Here is an 18910-nt window from a genome sequence, read left to right on the forward strand (position 1 = left end):
ATGCCCGAAGGTCACACCCTGCACAGGCTGGCGAACGACGTCTGGGACGCCTTCGGCGGCCGACCGGTCACAGCCTCGAGCCCGCAGGGCCGCTTCGTCGAGGGCGCCGCGCGGCTGAACGGCCATGTGCTGCGCGGGACCGAGGCTCACGGCAAGCACTTCCTCGCCGACTTCGAAGGCGCCGGCTGGCTGCACATCCACCTGGGCCTGATCGGCAAGGTCGACTTCGGCGAGGCGCCGGTTCCCGAACCCGTCGGCCAGGTCCGGCTCCGCCTGCAGAACGCCACGGCGTACGCCGATCTGCGCGGCGCGACCGTGTGCGAAGTACTGACCGAGGACGAGCGGGAGACGTTGATCGGCCGGCTCGGTCCGGACCCGTTGCGCGACGACGCGGATCCGGCCCTGGCCTGGAAGCGGATCCACCGCAGCAAGCAGCCGATCGGGCAGTTGCTGATGGACCAGGGGGTGCTCAGCGGCGTCGGCAACGTGTACCGCGCCGAGGTGCTGTTCCGGGCCAAGCTGCACCCGAAGACGCCGGGCCACCTGGTGAAGAAGCGCGAGTGGCAGGGCATGTGGGAAGACCTGCTCGACCTGATGAAGTACGGCGTTGAGACCGGCCGGATCGACACCGTCGGCGACGACCACACTCCGGAAGCGATGGGCCGCGACCCGCGCCGGGACGACCACGGTGGCGAGGTCTACGTGTACCGCCGGCAGGGCCAGCACTGCTTCGTCTGCAACTCGGTGATCCGGACCGAGATCCTGGCCGGACGCAACCTCTTCTGGTGCCCGAAGTGTCAGCGCACCGGCCTGACCAGGAAGGGCTGAACGTGCCCCGGCAGGTCTCGAAGGGGGAACGATCCCGCCGAATCCGGCCTGCTGTCCGGACAAGTTGTGACGACTTGATGCGCGGACCGCGCCAGGCCGTTACATTCGTCTCACCATGAGTGGCAGCGCTGGCATGGCTCTCGCGCGACGGATCGGCCGACGGGTCGAGACGGTGCTTCGTCGCGCGCGCCGATCTCACCGGCTGGCCTTCGTCGGCCTGCTGGTCTTCACCCTCGCTCTGAGTGGCGCCGCCTTGGCGCTGCCATCCTTCATACCCGCTTCCGTCTTCGTCATACCTCTGCTGCTCGGCGGATTGCTGCTGAGATTCCGCCCACTGCTCGCGCTGACGCTGATCACGCTGATGCTGGGCTCGTACGTCGTGTCCGAACGGGCGGCGGGGCTGCCGAAGACCGGGTTCGTCCTGACCCTGGGGCTCGCCGCCTGGATCGTGCTCACCAGTGCCAAGGTGCGCAGCCGGCTGGGGGTCCCGGGCACGCGGGGCGAGTCCATGCTGATCGAGCTGCGGGACACCCTCACTGCGCAGGGCGAGCTGCCGGACCTGCCCGCCGGATGGCTCGCCGAGCAGTCGATCCAGTCGGCCGGAGGAGCGAAGTTCTCCGGCGACTTCGTGGTGTCGACGACCCGCGGTGACGAGCTCGAGGTCGCGCTGGTCGATGTCTCCGGCAAAGGAATCGATGCCGGGACCCGGGCGCTGCTGCTCTCCGGTGCCTTCGGCGGCTTGCTCGGGGTGGTGCCGGTCGAGGAGTTCCTGCCGTCCGCGAACCAGTACCTGCGCCGGCAGGACTGGGACGACGACTTCGCCACCGTCGTGCACGTCGCGGTCAACCTCGTCACCGGCGATTTCGAAGTACGGACCGCTGGGCATCCGCCGGCGATCCAGTTCGACGCGTGGTCGGGGCGCTGGCAGACACGTGACGCCGACGGGCCGCTGCTCGGCCTGATGGAAGCGCCCGAGTTCCAGGTGAACAAGGGGCAGCTGAAGCTGGGCGACGCACTCTTCCTCTACAGCGACGGCATGGTCGAGACGCCGAAGCGCGACATCGGCCAAGGCACGGATCGGCTGGCCGGTCACGCGGAACGCCTGGTGGCGAAGGGCTTCAAGGGCGCCGCCGACGAACTGGTGGAGAAGATCGGCGGCCCGGGCGACGATTCCGCCATCGTCATCATCCACCGCCAGATGCACTCCGCCGACCTCGGCCCGGAATGCCCCCCGGACCGTGCCGCCCAACTGCGCCGGCGCGGCGCAGCCCTCCTCCGACTCTGACGGTGGACTCGCGCCCACGGCCGGTCTGACGGTTGCAGGCCTGTCGGAGATAGTTGAATGCGCACACAGCGTGATGGCCGCGGTGCAAATGTGGTGAATTGTTGCCGTGAGTAGTTGACTAGTGCAACGAAAGTCCCATACTTCAGGTGAGATCCTCTCCTGAAACGAGGACAGTCATGATGGCGAAATCGGGTGTCAGCGCCCGCGCGGCCGGCGTCGTCGCCGGAGCCGGCGCGGTGTCGCTGCTGCTGGGGGCGGCCACCCTGGTCGCGGCGCCGGCCGCATCGGCCGACCAGGTCGTTGCTGCGGGCCCGAAAGCTGATCCGCCCGGCAACAACGGCTTCATCAAGATCGAGGGCGAGGACATCAGTGGCCCGCCGGACAACAATCCGCATCAGGGCTGCACGTTCCTGGTCGAGTTCTACAACTACGACGAGGGTGCCGACTTCGAGGCCGAGGTGACCTTCGAGGACCAGGCCCCGACCTCCGACGGCGGCGTGACGGTGGCGTCGGGTGACCTGACCCCCTTCATCGGCGAGGACGCCGCGGGCGGTGGCAACGACCTGGATGCCTCGGTGAAGTACACGGTGGCGTTCACGGGTCAGCCGCAGCAGGGCTACCACATCAAGATCACCATCGAGGCCGATGGATCGCAGGGTTCGCCGGTCAAGCACAAGGTGTTCTGGGTCGAGGGCTGCACCCCGCCCACCACTCCTCCGACGACGCCGCCGACCACGCCTCCTTCGACGCCTCCGACGACGCCTCCGACGACGCCTCCTTCGACGCCTCCTTCGACGCCGCCGACCACGCCTCCTTCGACGCCGCCGACCACGCCTCCTTCGACGCCGCCGACCACGCCTCCTTCGACGCCGCCGACCACGCCTCCTTCGACGCCGCCGACCACACCTCGGACCACGCCGCCCACCACGCTGCCGACGGTGAGCAGTGCAACGCCGACCGCAACCGACTCCACACCGGTCTCGGACGTCTCGGAGTCCCCGTCGACCGGCGTACCGACCGCTGTTAACGCTGGTTTCGGTGGCGGTGGTTCGGGCAGTGCGGGTATGCCCAGCGGGCCGTTGGGTCTCCTGGGTGGCGGGCTGCTCACGGCCGGCGGTCTACTGCTCGCCGCGGGATCCACGATGGCGCTCAGGCGACGCGGCAGGCACAGCATCTGACGTGACAGTCGCTCGACGACGCGGTCGACTCGCCCCCCTTCGGTGGGGTGGGTCGCTCGCACTTGCCGGGATCGGCTTGTCGGCTCTCGGCGGCTGTCTCCAGTTCGATGACCGCGACCGCGCTGGTGCTCCCGGGACCGTCCAGCCGACCGAGTCCACACCCCGCGCCGTGACTCCGCCCGGCGCGAGCTCGCCGCGTCCGACGCCGAGCGCAACGCCGAATTCGCCGGGCTCGACGGCGAGCGCGACTTCATCAGCCGGCGGGCCACGACGTACGACGCCCACAAGGCCTGTGGGCTCACCGGCGGCGCGACCCGGTGAGCCCACCCTGGTGTCCATCCCGCGGTTGGGGGTGTCCGCGCCGGTCGTGCCGATCGTTGCCGAGGAGGGCTCGCTGACGCCGCCGTCGAACCCGCGGAAGCTGGGGTGGTGGTCCGGTGGTGCCCAGCCGGGTGCGCGTCGCGGCTCTGCCGTCATCACCGGGCATACCGTGCGCGCCGGTGGCGGCGCCCTCGATGATCTGGAGCAGCTCCGAGCCGGTGATTCCGTCTCCGTGACCACCTCGCGCGGATTGCTGACCTATCGGGTCACCGGCGTCACGACGTACCGGAAGCAGGCCCTGGCGAGGAACGCGGTCCGCGTCTTCGACCAGAACGTGCCGGGGCGGCTCGTGCTGATCACCTGTGAGGACTGGAACGGCAGGGTGTACCTCAGCAACGTCGTCGTGGTCGCCCAGCGAATGGCGTAGCCTGCTCGTCCGTGACGATCGATGGGGTGGGCGAGCCTGATCTGAGTGGCGCGGACCGGACGGCGCCGGCGGCGTCGTTCGAGGACCTCCTGGCGATGACGCCGGAGTCGATGCGTGACGTGTTCCCGCCGACGCGCTGGCAACTCGGCAAGCTCTGGGCCCTCGACCTGCGGGTCGAACCGGTCGAGGTCGCCGACCTGCTCTGGATGTTCGACCTGCCGCTGTGGCAACTGAACGGCAAACGCTTCAAGGTGACCCCGAACCAGGTCGCCGCCACCCCGATGAACTTCCGCCCGCACTACCAGCGCGTGATGGACGCGGACCTCGACTTCCCCATCCATCTGGTCGCCTACCGCGGCCGCCTGGTCGTCCTCGACGGCGTCCACCGCCTCCTCAAGGCCCACTTCCTCCGCCGCCGCTGGATCGAAGCCAAGATAGCCACCGCCGCCCAACTCCAGGAATGCACCGCCTAGTGCGTGCCTGTTCCGCTAAACAGCGAACAGCTGAAGCTTGACCCCGATCGAGGACGTAAGAGCGTCAAGCCGTCGGGATGACTGGTAGACCGGCATCCATCATGAACTGGCGGGCGCGCTGACGAGACTCATCGGGCAGCGGTCCGCACCTCGACGGTGTCGCCCTCCAATGGTCAGTCGGTCGCGGCGGCGATGACTCTGGTGAGGGATTTGTGGAGGTTTTCCAGTTCGGTCAGGGACATGCCCAGGCGGTCGATGACGGCTGGGGGGATGGCGAGGGCCTTGGCGCGGAGGGACTGGCCGGCGGGGGTGAGGGTGACGGCCAGGGAGCGCTCGTCGCGAGGGTCTCGCTGGCGGAGCACGTAGCCGCTGGACTCCAGGCGCTTCAGCAAGGGGGAGAGGGTGCCGGGGTCGAGCTGGAGCAGACCGCTCAGTTGCTTCACCGACAGGGGTGATTCCTCCCACAGGGCGAGCATCACCAGGTACTGCGGATGGGTGAGGCCCATCGGCTCCAGCAGCGGGCGGTACAGCGCGATGACGCTGCGGGACGCCACCGCGAGCGCGAAGCAGACCTGACGATCCAGCGCGAGCAGGTCGGCCTCTTCAGAAGTTTCAGGTGCTTCAGGCGTTCTGGGCATTTCTCTCCTTCGGGCAGCGTTGACTAGAATATCAATTGGTGCACAAACTATTGCCACACCAAACGTCTGGAGAGTCGTGATGAGCAACAAGAACGAGGGTCTGAGCCTGCTGTACCGGATCAGGTGGCGCGCCACGTGGTTGCTGCTGCACGTCGCCGGGCCGGCCAGCCTGCCCGAGCACCTGGATCCTCGGAGCCGGATGGAGCGCGAGCGCGCCGCCAAGGTCGCGCGTGCTCAGCGGGCCAAGCAGGCGAAGGAAGCCGGTCGGCTGTAGGTCTTCCCGATGTGCAAGCAACCACTTGCACATCAGCTGCCCAGCTGACAGACTCCGGAGGCATGGACAGCATTGAGCGAGAGGTGTACGTCGAGGCGCGCCCGGAGCAGGTCTGGACCGCGCTGACGCGGCCGGAGCACTTCGCCACCTGGTACGCATTCGGTGGTGCCGACATCGACCTCCGTCCCGGCGGGCAGTTGGTGATGCGCTGGGAGGAGCACGGCGAGTACCGCGGTTTCGTCGAGAAGGTGGAGCCCGGCCGCCGGTTCGCCTACCGGTATGCGGTCGACCCGGACGTGGACCCCGCGCCGGGCAACTCCAACCTGGTCGAGTTCACCCTGACGCCTGAGGGCGAGGGGACCCGGCTGCGCGTGGTCGAGAGCGGCTTCGACCGGCTCGACCTGCCTGCGGACGTGCGAGCCAAGCAGGCTGAGGATTCGGCCAACGGCTGGGACCGTGGGCTCGAAGGACTGGCCGCCGTCGCGCGGAACCTGTGATCACCGGGGTTGTCCCTGTGACAACGGGCGAGGTTCGGTGAGCACCGGCGAGGTCCTGGCTGCCCTGGCCGACCCCACCCGCCGCCGGTTGGTGGAACTCCTCGCCCGGGCGGGCGACCGTACGGCGACCTCCCTGGCCGGCGAACTCCCCGTCACCCGACAGGCCGTCGTACAGCATCTGGGGGTGCTGAAGGAGGCGGGTGTCGTCGGCAGTCTGAAGAGCGGGCGGGAGGTCCGGTTCGGGTTGCGGCCGGACGCGCTGACCGCGACGGCCCGGTGGATGGAGGACGTCGCGTCACAGTGGGACCAGCGGCTGGCGGTGATCAAGCAGCTCGCCGAGGCGGAGACCCAGCTCGCCGAGCCGGACGCAGGGTGACGAAATGATGACGTGTCAACGGTAGACTCGGCGACATGCCTCCCGAAGACGAATATGCCCCCAGTCCGACGAAGTGGGTCCGCAACGCGGTGGAGAAGATCGAGAAGACCGGCAGTACCAGCGTGGCCGGATTCGGCGGAAGGGGTGTCGTGCTGCTGACCATGCGCGGCGCCAAGTCCGGCAAGATCCGCAAGGTGCCGGTGATGCGCGTCGAGCACGACGGCGTGTACGTCGCGGTCGCGTCGCTCGGCGGCGCCCCGAAGAACCCGGTCTGGTACTACAACCTCAAGGCCGACGCCAAGGTGCAGTTGCAGGACGGCGAGGAGACCGGCGAGTACGTCGCCCGCGAGATCGAGGGCGAGGAGTACGAGTTGTGGTGGAAGCGGTCTGTCGCCGCCTACCCGGACTACGCCGAGTACCAGAAGAAGACCACCCGGAAGATCCCGCAGTTCGTGCTGGAGCCCGTTCAGTAACTCAGAGGTTCACTGAGTGACTCGTTGAGTAACTGAGCCACACCATGCTGGCGCCGGCGGCGATCTTCAGGACGCCGTCGGTGATCCAGAGGGACCACCAGGTTGACGAGCCCGACCTCGACGACCACGCCGATGCCGAACGCGACGTACTGGTAGATCGCCGGGTAGCCGAGGCCTTCGAAGATCGTCTTGGTGATGCCGCCGATGGTCAACACCAGGCCCGACAACGCGGCGCCCGTGATCAGACCGGGCAGGAACCAACGTCCACCGCGGAATGGCATGCGGTCACGGGACTAGTACCCGCCCTGTGAGACGCTGACCACAGTAGACCGACGCGTGGCGTCGACCGAGTTCTGGGAGTCCTCCTGACCACACACGACGCGGTGCGGGAACCGTTCGTCGGGTCGACGCGACTGCGTCTGGCCGGACTTGCACTGCACGCCTATACCGCGAGCGGAACGGTGCTCGCGCTGCTGATCGTGATCGCCGCCATCGACGGCGACGCCGTCCGGGCGCTCTGGCTCGGACTCGCCGCGCTGGTGATCGACGGCACGGACGGAATGATCGCCCGCCGGCTCCGGGTCAAGGAGACGATCCCGTGGTTCGACGGGGCGATGCTCGACAACATCGTCGACTACCTGACGTACGCGTTCGCCCCGATCGTGCTGCTGTGGACCGGCGACTACCTGCCGAACGGGTTCCTTGGCGCGGCCCTGGCCGCACTGCCGCTGCTTGCCTCCAGCTACCAGTTCTGCCGGACCGACGCGAAGACCGACGACCACTTCTTCCTGGGCTTCCCGAGCTACTGGAACGTGGTCGCGTTCTACGTCGTCGTGCTCGGCCTCGGACCGACGGCGACCGGGCTGATCCTGCTGATCTGCTCGATCCTGGTGTTCGTGCCGGTGAAGTACGTCTACCCGTCGCGGACGAAGGCGTTCCGGACGATGAACCTGCTGACCACCGCGGTCTGGCTGGCGGCGTACGCCGTGCTGCTGGCGCAGATGCCGGACCCGAACCCGATCGTGATCGGGGTCTCGCTCGCCTATCTCGTGTACTACGGCGGGCTGAGCCTCTACCTCACCTTCTGGGTGCCACGGCGCAAGGTCGCCTGAGTGACAGGGCAGACCGAGTGCCAGGGCCGACCGAGTGACGGGGCTGACTGAGTGATAGGTGGATTGGGCGCCGCGCTCGGGGCGGCGGTGCTCTTCGGCATCGCCGCGATCCTGCAGGCGGTCGGCTCACGCAAGGTGCCGACCGGGTCCGAGCTCGACCCGCGGCGGCTCGCCGGGTTCGTCGGCGCGCTGTTGCGGCAGCCCGCGTTCCTCGGCGCGCTGGTGCTCAACCTGGCCGGGTTCGGGCTGCACTTCGTCGCCTTGCGGCTGCTGCCTCTCTACCTGGCCCAGGCCGGGATCGCCGCCAGCCTGGTCGTCACCGCGCTACTCGCGACCCGGCTGATGGCGGACCAACTCAGTGCGATCGAGTGGGCGGCGGTGGTCGGGGTCTGCGTCGGGCTCGGCCTGCTCGCGGTGTCGGCCGGTGACCCGGGGGAGAGCGCCCCCCACCACGGACTGACGGTCGGCCTGATCGTCGGACTCGTCTGCATCGCCGTGCTCGGTGGGCTGGCGAGCCGCTCGAAGCACGCGAGCGCCCCCGCGGTGCTCGGCCTGCTGGCCGGACTCGGGTACGCCGGAGTCGCCATCTCGGCCCGATTGCTCGAGGACGGCTCGTTCGGGGAACTCGTGCGGAGCCCGACGGCGTACACCCTGCCGATCAGCGGAGCACTCGCCTTCGTGCTCTACTCGCTCGCGCTGCAACGCGGTTCGGTGACGCTGGCAACCACCCCGATGATCGCCCTGCAAACGATCACCCCGGCCGCGGTCGGCGTACTGATCCTCGGTGACGAAGTACGCGACGGCTGGTACGCCGGGGCGCTGGGCGGGTTCGTGCTGACCGCGATCGGCGCGCTGGTCCTGGTCCGCTTCGAATCCGTCAAGGACGAGTCCGAACCGGCCGAGGCCAATCACTAGCCGGTCTTCAGCGGCTCGGCCACTTCCACGGTGGCTCGTCCAGCGGGCGTTGACCTTCGATGATGGTGGCGCCGAACTCCTTCACCAGTTCGGCGGTCCGCAGGTCGACGCCGGTCTCGTCCGCCCCGGCCTGGAGCGCGGCGAGGAACGGGCGCGAGTGGGTCACGATGATGATCTGGGTCTCCTCGGCCGCGGTGACGACGAGATTCGCCAACGCAGGCAGGAGATCCGGGTGCAGACTCGTCTCCGGCTCGTTCAGCACCAGCAGCTCGGGCGGTCGCGGGGTCAGCAGCGCCGCGACCCAGAGCAGATACCGCAGGGTGCCGTCGGACAACTCCGCACCGGACAGCGGCCGCAGCAGTCCGTGCTGCTGGAAGGCGAGCTCGAACCGCCCCGCGTTGTTGCGGATCTCGAGCTTGCTGCCAGGGAAGGCCAGGTCGATCGCCTCGTCCAGCGCGCCGTTCGGACCGATCTCCCGGATCGTCTGCAGCGCGGCGGCGACATCGGCTCCCTCCGGGCCGAGGATCGTGGTCCGGGTGCCGATCTGGACCTGGCGCGCCGGTGCGTCGACGTCGGTCCGGAGATGGTCGTAGAACCGCCACGACCGTATCCGCTCCCGGAGGGTGAGCAACTCCGGCGCCCGCTCCGGGTCGGCGAACTCACTCAGCATGCTGTCGAACGGCTGCAGCACGTGGCCGCCGTCGTGCCATTTCCCGTCGGCCTTGCGGATCCGCACCCCGCCGCCGCCCCGCTCGACGAGCAACGAGGCCGGCCGCAGGAACGGCCCGGCCCACAGCACCTCCCGCTTGATCTCGGGATCGAGGTTGAAGGCAGAGGGGCGGCTGAACTCGCCCGGCGTCGGCCGCGGGAGACCGAAGTCCATCGCGTACCCGTAGTCGTCGGACGCGAACCCCATCCGCAGACTGACTGGCCCGGTCCGGACGGTTCCCTGGATCGGCTGCTCACCTCGACGGACCGCCTTGGAGATGTTCTCCGGTCCGGCCCAGAGGGTCGACGGCAACCCGCCCTCGCGGGCCAAGGCCGCCACTGCTCCGTTCCGCGAGGCATCGGCCAGCAGCCGGAGCGCCCGGTACAGGCTGGACTTGCCGGTCCCGTTGGCGCCGGTCACCACGTTCACCCGGCCCAGCGGCATCACCAGCCGCCGGAGGGACCGGTAGTTCTCGATGGCGAGCGTGCTCAACATGCCCGCCAACGTACCCGCGCCCTCCGACAGCTGCGCCAACTTGCTCCAACGCCGAGCAGCGCCTCCTCGGCAACCCGGCGCCGGGGTCGCTGGTTCGGGGTGAGTGGTCGCTCACTCGTGGATTTCCGTTGCGGGTAATCGGTTTCTCGTGCGCGCAATCCACGAATGAGTGACCGCTCACCGGCGGGAGGTCGCTGGGTGTTGATCAGGTGGAGCGGGAGTGTGCAGGGTGTTGCGCAGGTGGAGCCGGTGGGAGCTCGCGGGCTGAGAATGGGCTATGACTGATGCTCCGATCCGCCTTGCAATCGTCGGCCTGGGTGCGATGGGCCGCCGGATGCTCGCGGAGGCCGTGACCCATTCCGACTTCGCCCTCACCCACGCCGTCGACCTGAACCCGGCCGCTGTCGCCGCAGCCTGGAACACGGGGGAGTCCGGGGTGAGCTTCAGTACGAAGGTGGAGGACGTGATCGGCGCCGATTCGGTGGACGCCGTCTATGTCGCGACTCCGCCGGCCACGCACGCGGCGCTCGTAGTACCGGCTCTCGAGGCGGGGCAGGCGGTCTTCTGCGAGAAGCCGCTGGCCGTGTCGGCTGCCGATGGCGAGGCGATGGTGGCTGCGGCGCAAGCCTCCGGCCGAGCAACCGCCGTCAACTTCTCCCTGTCGAACCAGCCGGCCACGCAGTACCTCGAACAGGCGATCGCCGACGGGCGGGCGGGCGACGTACTGGCGGTCGAGATCCGGTTCGCCTTCGCCGAGTGGCCGCGCAAGTTCCAGGCCGAGGCGACCTGGCTCGCGGGCCGTGACCAGGGCGGCTTCGTCCGCGAGGTCTTCTCCCACTTCGCCTATCTCACCGACCGCCTGCTTGGTCCCCTCGACCCGATTCACGTCCAGTTGGACCACGACGACCCCACCTCCGCCGAGACAGCGGCGTACGGCCTGCTCCGAGCGGGCAAGGTCCCGGTGCAACTCACAGGCGTCGCGGGTGCCGCCGGCCCCACGACGTACGAGTGGACCCTGCGAGGCACCAAGCAGTCCTACCGCCTGACCAACTGGACCGCCCTCTCCGTTGCCCACGGCAACTCCTGGGCCTCCCTCGACCTCCCCGCGGCCGCCCCGGAATCCACCCGCCTAACCCTCTTCGCCCAAGCCATCCACGGCCACCCCACCCCCGAACTGGCCACGTTCCCCACCGCCCACCGAACCCAACAACTCATCGAGTCCTTCCACCGCGATGTCCGGTGAACTGCCTACGGCAGCGAAGGGTCGTCCGACTCGACCTGACGGAGTTGAGCCGCGATCGCCTGGGACTCGGCGGGCACGGTGTCGTCCGGGTGATGGATCCACCAGCCCGGCCCCCAGCCCAGTACCTTTCCGAACAGTGTCAGGTGCAGACCTGACTCGAAAGTGTCCGCAGGCAAGCGGAATTCCCGGACCAGCGGGTCGTCGTCCCTTGCCGTTTCATACGTGCCCTCGCCCGGGACGTAGGCGCTCTGGTACTCCGTCCAGCAATCCACGTACGCCCAGCCGCTGGAGTTGCTGGGGATATAGCAGAGCACACGTCTGTCTACGACCAGACTTGGTTCGCCGAACTCGGCCACGATCTCGCTCCGACGTACGTCGGTGGCGCCGAAGCGTTCGCGAACGGCGGTGGTGAACGCAACCCAGTCCGCCTCGTCAAGCGTACGGTCGACGGTCAGATAGCCCAGCCGATGGAACTGCTCGGCAAATACGGATGCCACCTCGGCCGTGTAATTGCGGTCGCGTCCGAACATCTCCAGAAATGGTCCTTGCACCCCGCGACTGCCGTACCGGTACATCAGATCGCGCCAGTAACCGTCATCCCGCTCGTCGAGGAAGCACAGCTCGTCCAGGAGGCGTCGACAGACGTCCTGGACGTGGGTGCCGCTCATCGCGTACATGCCGGTCCGGGCCATGATCAAGGGCAGTTCGGCCAGCCACTTGTTCTTCAATTCCAGAGCAGAACGCATGCGGTGAGCCTAGAGCCGGGGGCCGCATAAGAAGCCGCCCCGAGCCGGACGAGGCTCGGGGCGGCTTCCATTGGTACTGCGGGGTTAGGCGAGGGAGTCTTCCCAGGCCTGGTGGAGGCCGGCGTAGTTGCCGCCGGTGGTGATGAGGTCGGCGGGGGTGCCGTCCTCGATGATGCGGCCGTGTTCGAGCACGATCACCCGGTCCGCGGTCTCCACGGTGGAGAGGCGGTGGGCGATCACGATCGCGGTCCGGTCGTCCAGGATGGTCCGCAGCGCGCGCTGGATCAGCCGCTCGCTGGGGATGTCGAGGCTGGAGGTCGCCTCGTCCAGGATCAGCACCGCCGGGTCCGCCAGGAAGGCCCGGGCGAACGCGACCAGTTGCCGCTGACCCGCGGACAGCCGGCTGCCGCGCTTCGCGACCGGGGTCTCGTAGCCGTCCGGCAGTGCCATGATGAAGTCGTGCGCGCCGATCACCTTGGCCGCTTCGACGATCTCGTCCATGGTCGCGTCCGGCTTGCCGAACCGGATGTTGTCGGCCACCGTCCCGGTGAACAGGAAGTTCTCCTGCGTCACCATCACCACCCGCTGGCGCAGGTCGTCCTCGGTCAGCTTGCGCAGGTCGATCCCGTCCAGCATGACGTGCCCGCCAGTCGGGTCGTAGAACCTCGCCACCAGTTTGGCGATCGTGGTCTTACCCGCGCCGGTGGTCCCGACCAGGGCAAGCGTCTGCCCGGCCGGTACGTCGAGCTCGAGCCCGGGCAGCACGGCCACCCCGTCGACGTACGAGAACTGCACGTTACGCAGTTGCAGGTGACCCCGTGCCTTGGTCGGCTGGGCCGGCGCCTCCGGCTCCGCGACGTCTGGCTTCTCGTTGAGCACGCCGGACAGCTTCTCCAGCGCGGCGCTCGCGGACAGGAAGGTGTTGTAGAACTGCGAGATGTCCTGCAGCGGCTCGAAGAACTGCCGCAGGTACAGCAGGAACGCGGTGAGCACCCCGACCGTGACGTGTCCGTGGTAGGCCTGCCAGCCGCCGTAGGCCAGGATGGCGACGATGGTGATGTTGCCGACGCCCTTGATCGACGGCATGAAGATCGCGTTGATCCGGAACGACTCGAGGTTGGCCTCGCGGTACTTGTCGTTGACGCCCCAGAAGATCTCCTCGTTGCGCGGCTCCCGGCGGAACGCCTGGACGGCGCGGATACCGGTCATCGACTCGACGAAGTGCACGATCACCAGTACGACGGCCTCACGCGTACGCCGGTAGACGATCGCTGACCGGCGGCGGAACCACGCGGTCAGCAGGAACAGTGCTGGGAACGACAGCAGGGCCAGCAGGCCGAGCTTGACGTCCAGCGTGAGCAGCAGGACGGACGTTCCGATCAGGGTGAGCAGTGCCGTCACCAGGCCGTCGAACCCGGTCTCCAGCATCTCGTCGATGACGTCGACGTCCGACGTCAGCCGGGAGATCACCCGGCCCGAGGTGTACTTGTCGTGGAACGACGGGCTGAGTCGCTGGAAGTGGTCGAACACTCGCCGGCGCAGACCGAGCAGGATGGTCTGACCGAGCCGGCCGGACCGCATCAGGAACAGCCAGCGGGCCGCGGCCTGGATCAGCGCCGAGGCGAAGACCGCCGCGACCACCGTGAGCAGCGTCTTGCTGCCCTCGCCGGCCAGGATCGGCGGGATACCCTTGTCGATGCCGAGGTGGACCAGGTACGGCACCGCGAGCCGCGCCGCGTTCTCCACCACGACGATCACGACGAGCAGCCAGATCAGCTTGTGGTACGGCCGCAGGAGCTCGCCGAGCAACTTGCGCGACTGCTCCTTGAGCCGCACGGTCGTTGCCCTGGACAACTCATCGTTGCCCTCCTCGGCGTACCCGCGCCAGGAGTCCTGCTGCTCGGTCGGCTGGTCGGTCGAGGACTGCGGAGGTGTCTGCTGGGTCGTCGTCATGCGTGCACCTCCTCCTCTTCCGCCGCGAGCAAGGTCCGGTACGCCGGAACCGTGGCGAGCAGTTCCGCGTGAGTCCCGACGTGGGTGATCGTGCCGTTCTCCAGCAGCGCCACCTGGTCGGCCAGCATCACCGTGGACGCGCGGTGCGCCACCACGATGCCGGTGGTCGCCGCGAGCACGTTCCGCAGCGCCTCCTCCACCAGTGCCTCGGTGTGTACGTCGAGCGCCGACAGCGTGTCGTCGAGCACCAGTACGGCGGGCCTGGCGAGCACCGCACGCGCGAGCGCGAGTCGTTGCCGTTGGCCACCGGACAGGGACATGCCCTGCTCGCCGACCCGGGTGTCCAGCCCCCAGGGCAGGTCGTTCGCGAAGGTCGCCTGGGCGATCTCCAGGGCCTGCTGAACCTCCGCCTCGGAGGCGTCCGGCCGGCCCAGCGTGATGTTCTCCCGGGCACTCATCGAGAACAGCGTCGGGTCGTCGAAGGCCGAGGCCACCGCGGTCCGCAGCGATTTCAGGGTGAGATCCCGGACGTCGTGCCCGTCGATCGTGATCCGCCCGCCGGTCACGTCGTACAGCCGGGGGACCAGGGAGGTGAGCGTGGTCTTGCCGGAGCCGGTGGCGCCGACCAGCGCCAGCGTCGTACCGGGCGGCAGGTCCAGGTTGATGTCACGCAGTACGTCGGCCGAGTCCGCGCTGAACCGGAAGCTGACGTGCTCGAACCGCAGGTGCCCCCGCGGGTTCACCAGCTCGTCCGGGCCGTCGGTGATGGTGGACTCGGTGTCCAGGATCTCGCTGATCCGGTCCGCCGACGTCATCGCCTCCTGCGCCATCGCGAGGATGGTGCCGAGCGACTCCACCGGCCAGATCAGCGACAGCATCAAGGTGATGAACGCGACCAGGGTGCCGAGCGTGATGGCCTCCCGGCCGACCGCGAGCGCGCCGAGCAGCAGCACGATCACCAGGGTCAGGTTCGGGATCACCTCCAGGAAGGTCCAGAACCGCGACGCCAGCCGGACCTTGTCCACCGACGTGTCGTAGAGCTTCACCGCGCCGCCGTTGAACTGCTTCTTCACGTGCTCGCGGCGGCCGAAGGCCTTGATCACCCGGAAGCCGACCGCCGACTCCTCGATCCGGGTGGCCAGGTCGCCCTGCTGGTCCTGTACGCGCCGGGAGATCGCCAGGTACTTCTTCTCGAACTTCAGCGACACCACGATGATCGGTGCCGCGGCCACCAGGACCACGATGCCGAGCGGCCAGTACAGCCGGAGCAGCAGGATGGTGACGACCACCAGCTGCACCACGTTGATCACCAGGAACAGCAGGCCGAAGCCCATGAACCGGCGGATGGTGGACAGGTCGGTGGTGACCCGGGAGAGCAGTTGCCCGCTCTGCCAGCGGCTGTGGAACTCCATCGGCAGCGATTGCAGCCGGATGTAGAGGTCGTTACGGAGAGCGGCCTCGAGGTCGCTGACCGCCCGGGACTGGGCCCAGCGGCGGGCCCAGACCAGCAGGACCTCGCTGATGCTGAGGCCGAGGGCCAGCAGACCCAGCGGGAGGAGCAGATCGATCTCCCGGCGGGTGACCGGACCGTCGATGATGGCCCGGGTGACCAGGGGGACGGTGAGGCCGACGCCGACGCCCAGCATGGCGGTGGAGAACATGATCGCCAGGCGCCACTTGTGGGGGCGGAGATAGGGGCGGAGTCGCCAGAGATTCTGGCTCCGCCGGGGGGTACTGCGGCTAGAAGGGGCTGCGATCGACGGCGCTTGGACAGGTTGCTCTGAGGGCATCTGGAGGGGCGCACTTCCCAACATGCTCGGCACGGGAGGGGGACGCGACCGGAAAACGGCGCACTTTCCAGTATCGCTCAGTAGGTAAGCGCTTGTCCTGCGATTTCCATTCCCCGGTGATGAATTACCGCTTTGTGCAATGGGTGAGCCCTGCCACCGCGCGGTGACAGGGCTCACACCCATCACGAATCGTGATGAGTCGGGGGTCAGGGATTCTGGCGGAGGAAGGCGACTCCGTCGATGACAGCCGGCGCGGTCGAGGTGGAGACGAGCTTGATGGCGCCACTGCGGAACGGCGTGATCGGCAGATAGGTCACCTTGCGCTGGGTGGCGGTGGCTGCGAGTGACACCGTGCCGATCTTGATGTTCGCGTGGTAGACGTCCACCTTGCCCTGGCCCGGGCCGTTGATCGTGACGAGCAGGACCCGCACGCCGGCCTCGGCGGTCTTGGTCAGGTAGGCGCCGCTCTTGAGCAGGGTCGAGGTGGTGCCCTGGAAGGCCAGCGTGCTGGTCCCCCTGGTCACCGTGCCGCCCGACGACGAGATCAGGGCCCGGTCGTCCTGCGGAGCCACCGTGCACAGCTGCGGTGACCAGGCCGACAGGTTCCCGAGGACGTCCCGCGCGCGGACCATGAAGCACTCGTCCATGCCCAGCCGCGGAGCCCAGGTGATCGACGTGATCTGGGTGTTCTGCCAGGTTGCCGGGTAGATCCACTTGCCTAACGCGGCACCCGCGGCGGCCGTCTTATAGACGACGTCGTACGTCGAGACCGAGGTCTCGTCCGTGTACGCCCAGCGGACCGTGGTCGGGCTGGTCAGGGTGATCCGGTCGCCGATCTTCAGGGTGACGGCCGTCGGCGCGATGCCGTCGACCTCGGTGCAGTACGAGCTGCTCCAGGCGCTCAGGTTCCCGGCGTAGTCGCGGGCGCGGACCTGCCAGCAGGTGTCGGTGCCCGCCGCGGCGCTCATGCTGGCGGCTGTGGCCTTCAGCCCTTGCCAGCCGGCCACCTGGTTCCAGGCGCCGTACGGCGAGGTCCGGTTCGGGCGCTGCTGGATCCTCAGGTCGTACGAGAGGATGCCGCTGGCCGGCGCGTTCGGGTCCTGCGGATCTGTGTAGGCCCACTCGAACGAGAGGCTCGTGTTGTCCCGCAGACGGTCGCCCGCCGAGGCGCTCGTCAGCGTCGGCGGGGTCGTGTCCGGCCGCTGCTGCGGGTCCGGTGCCAGCCAGCTGAGCGTGGCGATCCGCGGTCGGGCGTCGGCATCGGCGTAGACGATCTTAGGACCGCCTGCGCCGTCCGCACGGAAGCTCGCGGGCTGCAGGCGACCGAGGATCGGGCCGTAGCGACGCTGGCCCAGCGACTGGTCGTTCAGGTCGGTGACGAGCAGGTCCTTCGTCGGCAGACCGCTCGAGTCCTCGCTCGCGGAGGACTGCACCACGAACCCGTTGCCGAGCTGGGCGTCAGCCCCGACGGTCAGGATGCGTGGGGCTTCCGGCCCCTTCACGTCGACGACCTGGTTGCCGCCGTTGCAGCCGGACAGCAGAGCCCAGCGGCCGTTGACCCGATCCGGGCCGACCGAGCAACCACTGGCGACGGTGACGGTCTTGGTGGTGTCGAGGACGAGGTCCTTGCCGGCCAGTAGGCCGGGCTCGGTCACCTTCCAGACGGTGTTGTCCGCCAGCGCGAACGGGGGAGCGTAGTCCGCGATCTTGGTCTTGGTGGCGACGTCGTAGATCTCCGCGGCGGCTGCTCCGGCCACGTGGTGCGAGACCAGCTTGCCGCCCTTGCCGAGCACGACCTCGTCGGTTGCCGGGAAGGTCAGGTCACCAGCGGAACCACGCACTCGCGCGGTGGTCCCTTGGTAGCTGACCAGCGTGGTCCCTTCCAGTTGCAGCGGCTTGGTCGCGTTGCTGGTGTTCAGCGCGCTCCAGGTGCTGCCGTCGGTGGTCGTCTCGTAGAGGCCGTGGTCCGGCTGGCTGTCCGAGGTGACCACGCGCGCGCCGGACAGGCCGACGTTGCTGACCTGTGCCGTGAAGGCCGGAGTCGCCTTCACCGTCTGCAGCACGCCGTCGGCGCCGACACTGGCCACCTTGCTCTGGGCTGAGACGAGCAGCCGGCCGTTCCCGAGGTCGGTGGCGTCGTGCACGCCGGTCAGGAAGGACTGGGTCACTGTTCCGTCGGTGACCGCGACCTTGGCTATCACCTTGGTCGCGGGCACCAGCACCGCCACGTCGTCGCCGACAGTCAGGAGGGGCTGTCCGAAGGGCACCTCGACGGTGCCGGTGGTCGCGCTCGTCCGCTGCTTCCAGCCGAGCGTCTTGGAGTCCGCGGTGGCGGCGGTCTGCCAGATCACCCGGTTCGGGGTCAGCTGCGCCCAGGCGGGATTGACCGCCAGGGTCGCGGCCGCGGTCGCGGTACCGGTGGCCACGTCGACGACGTACAGGTGGCCGGCGACGCTGATCAGGAGGGCGGTATCCGTGCTGTCGAGGATCGCGGGGTCGCCGAAGGTTGCACCGGTGACGGGCTTCTCGGTGTTGTTGACGCCGCGCAGGGCGAACGAGCCGCCGTCAGCCGCACGGGACAGCAGGATGCCGCCGGGGTACGCGCCCTGGTACGTCGCACCGGCCGGTACGTCGACGTCGGTGCTCGCGTCGGTGGAGATGTCCCGGAAGGTAACCTTCGTCGCGCTCGGGGCGACGACGTACTTGCCGAGCAGGGTGGGGACCTTGTCAGGCTCGTCGCGCAGTCGCGGGGCGGTGCGGACGAGCGCGCCGTTCGTGGTGCTGAGGATCTCCCACGGCTCGGGCGAATGGTCGTCCGCCTGCCCGTATGACGTCACGTAGTACGAGCTCGTCGCCTGCCTGATCTGTACCGCGGGGTCGGCGACCAGGCGGTTCCCCAGTGCGGTGCCCTGCCCGAGGTGGGCCGGCGGATCGGCGGCCATCACCTGACTCGCGACGAGTGGCACCAGGATCAGCGCGCAGGCACCAGCCAGCGCCTTGGTACGGAACATCATGCGTGACTCTCCCCCGGGGACGCCGCACCCTCGGCGTGTCCCCTTGACCGCGGAACAATAACCGTTGCGGCCGGTCACCGGACAGCGCCGGTCGATATCCAGGTGACAGGCGAGCGGCGGCTGCGGGACCCTCAGGGGATTCGATTTCCCGCGGAAAGGACCC

General features: G+C 68.6%; 19 protein-coding genes. 12 read left to right on the forward strand and 7 right to left on the reverse strand.

What is annotated here, in order from left to right; translation table 11 throughout:
- From ACFPJ1_RS17785 to ACFPJ1_RS17805, 5 genes are all read left to right on the forward strand, one after another.
- Positions 1-828 (forward strand): Fpg/Nei family DNA glycosylase, encoded by an 828-nt coding sequence (locus tag ACFPJ1_RS17785; RefSeq protein ID WP_380105144.1) that lies wholly within the window; start codon positions 1-3, stop codon positions 826-828.
- Between the two features lie 115 nt (positions 829-943).
- Entirely contained in the window at positions 944-2113 is a 1170-nt protein-coding gene (locus tag ACFPJ1_RS17790) for a PP2C family protein-serine/threonine phosphatase (protein ID WP_380105146.1), read from the forward strand.
- A 176-nt stretch (positions 2114-2289) separates the two neighbouring features.
- Complete coding sequence (locus tag ACFPJ1_RS17795) at positions 2290-3291, forward strand: hypothetical protein (protein ID WP_380105148.1); 1002 nt, start codon at positions 2290-2292, stop codon at positions 3289-3291.
- 331 nt (positions 3292-3622) lie between these two features.
- On the forward strand, positions 3623-4039 hold the full coding sequence (locus ACFPJ1_RS17800; protein ID WP_380105150.1) for a class F sortase: 417 nt from the start codon (positions 3623-3625) through the stop codon (positions 4037-4039).
- An 11-nt stretch (positions 4040-4050) separates the two neighbouring features.
- The gene (locus tag ACFPJ1_RS17805; RefSeq protein WP_380105151.1) at positions 4051-4512 is read left to right on the forward strand and encodes a hypothetical protein; all 462 of its coding nucleotides are present in this window, start codon (positions 4051-4053) and stop codon (positions 4510-4512) included.
- A 173-nt stretch (positions 4513-4685) separates the two neighbouring features.
- Here the strand turns inward: ACFPJ1_RS17805 and ACFPJ1_RS17810 are convergent, their stop codons facing one another.
- Positions 4686-5150 carry a MarR family winged helix-turn-helix transcriptional regulator gene (locus ACFPJ1_RS17810; RefSeq protein ID WP_380105153.1) on the reverse strand — a complete coding sequence of 155 codons (465 nt, stop codon included), beginning with the start codon at positions 5148-5150 and terminating at the stop codon, positions 4686-4688.
- 79 nt (positions 5151-5229) lie between these two features.
- On the opposite strand from ACFPJ1_RS17810, the gene ACFPJ1_RS17815 reads away from it, so the two are divergent.
- The 4 genes from ACFPJ1_RS17815 to ACFPJ1_RS17830 all read left to right on the forward strand — a co-directional run bounded on the left by ACFPJ1_RS17815 (position 5230) and on the right by ACFPJ1_RS17830 (position 6770).
- Positions 5230-5424, forward strand: a complete 195-nt coding sequence (locus ACFPJ1_RS17815) for a hypothetical protein (protein ID WP_380105154.1) — start codon at positions 5230-5232, stop codon at positions 5422-5424.
- Between the two features lie 62 nt (positions 5425-5486).
- On the forward strand, positions 5487-5921 hold the full coding sequence (locus tag ACFPJ1_RS17820) for an SRPBCC family protein (protein WP_380105155.1): 435 nt from the start codon (positions 5487-5489) through the stop codon (positions 5919-5921).
- A gap of 37 nt (positions 5922-5958) precedes the next feature.
- Positions 5959-6297, forward strand: coding sequence for an ArsR/SmtB family transcription factor (locus tag ACFPJ1_RS17825; RefSeq protein WP_380105157.1), 339 nt, complete (start codon positions 5959-5961; stop codon positions 6295-6297).
- 35 nt (positions 6298-6332) lie between these two features.
- The gene (locus ACFPJ1_RS17830; RefSeq protein WP_380105159.1) at positions 6333-6770 is read left to right on the forward strand and encodes a nitroreductase family deazaflavin-dependent oxidoreductase; all 438 of its coding nucleotides are present in this window, start codon (positions 6333-6335) and stop codon (positions 6768-6770) included.
- On the opposite strand, the gene ACFPJ1_RS17835 is transcribed toward ACFPJ1_RS17830, so the two are convergent.
- Positions 6764-7051 (reverse strand): hypothetical protein, encoded by a 288-nt coding sequence (locus ACFPJ1_RS17835; RefSeq protein ID WP_380105160.1) that lies wholly within the window; start codon positions 7049-7051, stop codon positions 6764-6766. The genes ACFPJ1_RS17830 and ACFPJ1_RS17835 overlap by 7 nt on opposite strands.
- A gap of 102 nt (positions 7052-7153) precedes the next feature.
- On the opposite strand from ACFPJ1_RS17835, the gene ACFPJ1_RS17840 reads away from it, so the two are divergent.
- Positions 7154-7882, forward strand: coding sequence for a CDP-alcohol phosphatidyltransferase family protein (locus tag ACFPJ1_RS17840; RefSeq protein WP_380105161.1), 729 nt, complete (start codon positions 7154-7156; stop codon positions 7880-7882).
- 51 nt (positions 7883-7933) lie between these two features.
- A complete protein-coding gene (locus ACFPJ1_RS17845; RefSeq protein ID WP_380105163.1) occupies positions 7934-8797 on the forward strand; it encodes a DMT family protein in 864 nt (287 codons plus the stop codon).
- 7 nt (positions 8798-8804) lie between these two features.
- Here ACFPJ1_RS17845 and ACFPJ1_RS17850 read toward each other — a convergent pair whose 3' ends face one another.
- Positions 8805-10001: an AAA family ATPase gene (locus tag ACFPJ1_RS17850; RefSeq protein ID WP_380105165.1), complete on the reverse strand. Its 1197-nt coding sequence runs from the start codon at positions 9999-10001 to the stop codon at positions 8805-8807.
- 277 nt (positions 10002-10278) lie between these two features.
- On the opposite strand from ACFPJ1_RS17850, the gene ACFPJ1_RS17855 reads away from it, so the two are divergent.
- On the forward strand, positions 10279-11244 hold the full coding sequence (locus tag ACFPJ1_RS17855; protein WP_380105167.1) for a Gfo/Idh/MocA family protein: 966 nt from the start codon (positions 10279-10281) through the stop codon (positions 11242-11244).
- Between the two features lie 5 nt (positions 11245-11249).
- Here the strand turns inward: ACFPJ1_RS17855 and ACFPJ1_RS17860 are convergent, their stop codons facing one another.
- The 4 genes from ACFPJ1_RS17860 to ACFPJ1_RS17875 all read right to left on the reverse strand — a co-directional run bounded on the left by ACFPJ1_RS17860 (position 11250) and on the right by ACFPJ1_RS17875 (position 18747).
- A complete protein-coding gene (locus tag ACFPJ1_RS17860) occupies positions 11250-11990 on the reverse strand; it encodes a hypothetical protein (RefSeq protein WP_380105169.1) in 741 nt (246 codons plus the stop codon).
- An 84-nt stretch (positions 11991-12074) separates the two neighbouring features.
- Positions 12075-13943: an ABC transporter ATP-binding protein gene (locus ACFPJ1_RS17865; protein WP_380105171.1), complete on the reverse strand. Its 1869-nt coding sequence runs from the start codon at positions 13941-13943 to the stop codon at positions 12075-12077.
- Complete coding sequence (locus ACFPJ1_RS17870) at positions 13940-15604, reverse strand: ABC transporter ATP-binding protein (RefSeq protein ID WP_380105172.1); 1665 nt, start codon at positions 15602-15604, stop codon at positions 13940-13942. The genes ACFPJ1_RS17865 and ACFPJ1_RS17870 overlap by 4 nt, the downstream gene beginning before the upstream one ends.
- A gap of 335 nt (positions 15605-15939) precedes the next feature.
- On the reverse strand, positions 15940-18747 hold the full coding sequence (locus tag ACFPJ1_RS17875; protein ID WP_380105174.1) for a hypothetical protein: 2808 nt from the start codon (positions 18745-18747) through the stop codon (positions 15940-15942).
- Positions 18748-18910 lie beyond the last annotated feature (163 nt).

This window comes from Kribbella qitaiheensis (assembly GCF_042657745.1).
Taxonomy (GTDB): domain Bacteria; phylum Actinomycetota; class Actinomycetes; order Propionibacteriales; family Kribbellaceae; genus Kribbella; species Kribbella qitaiheensis.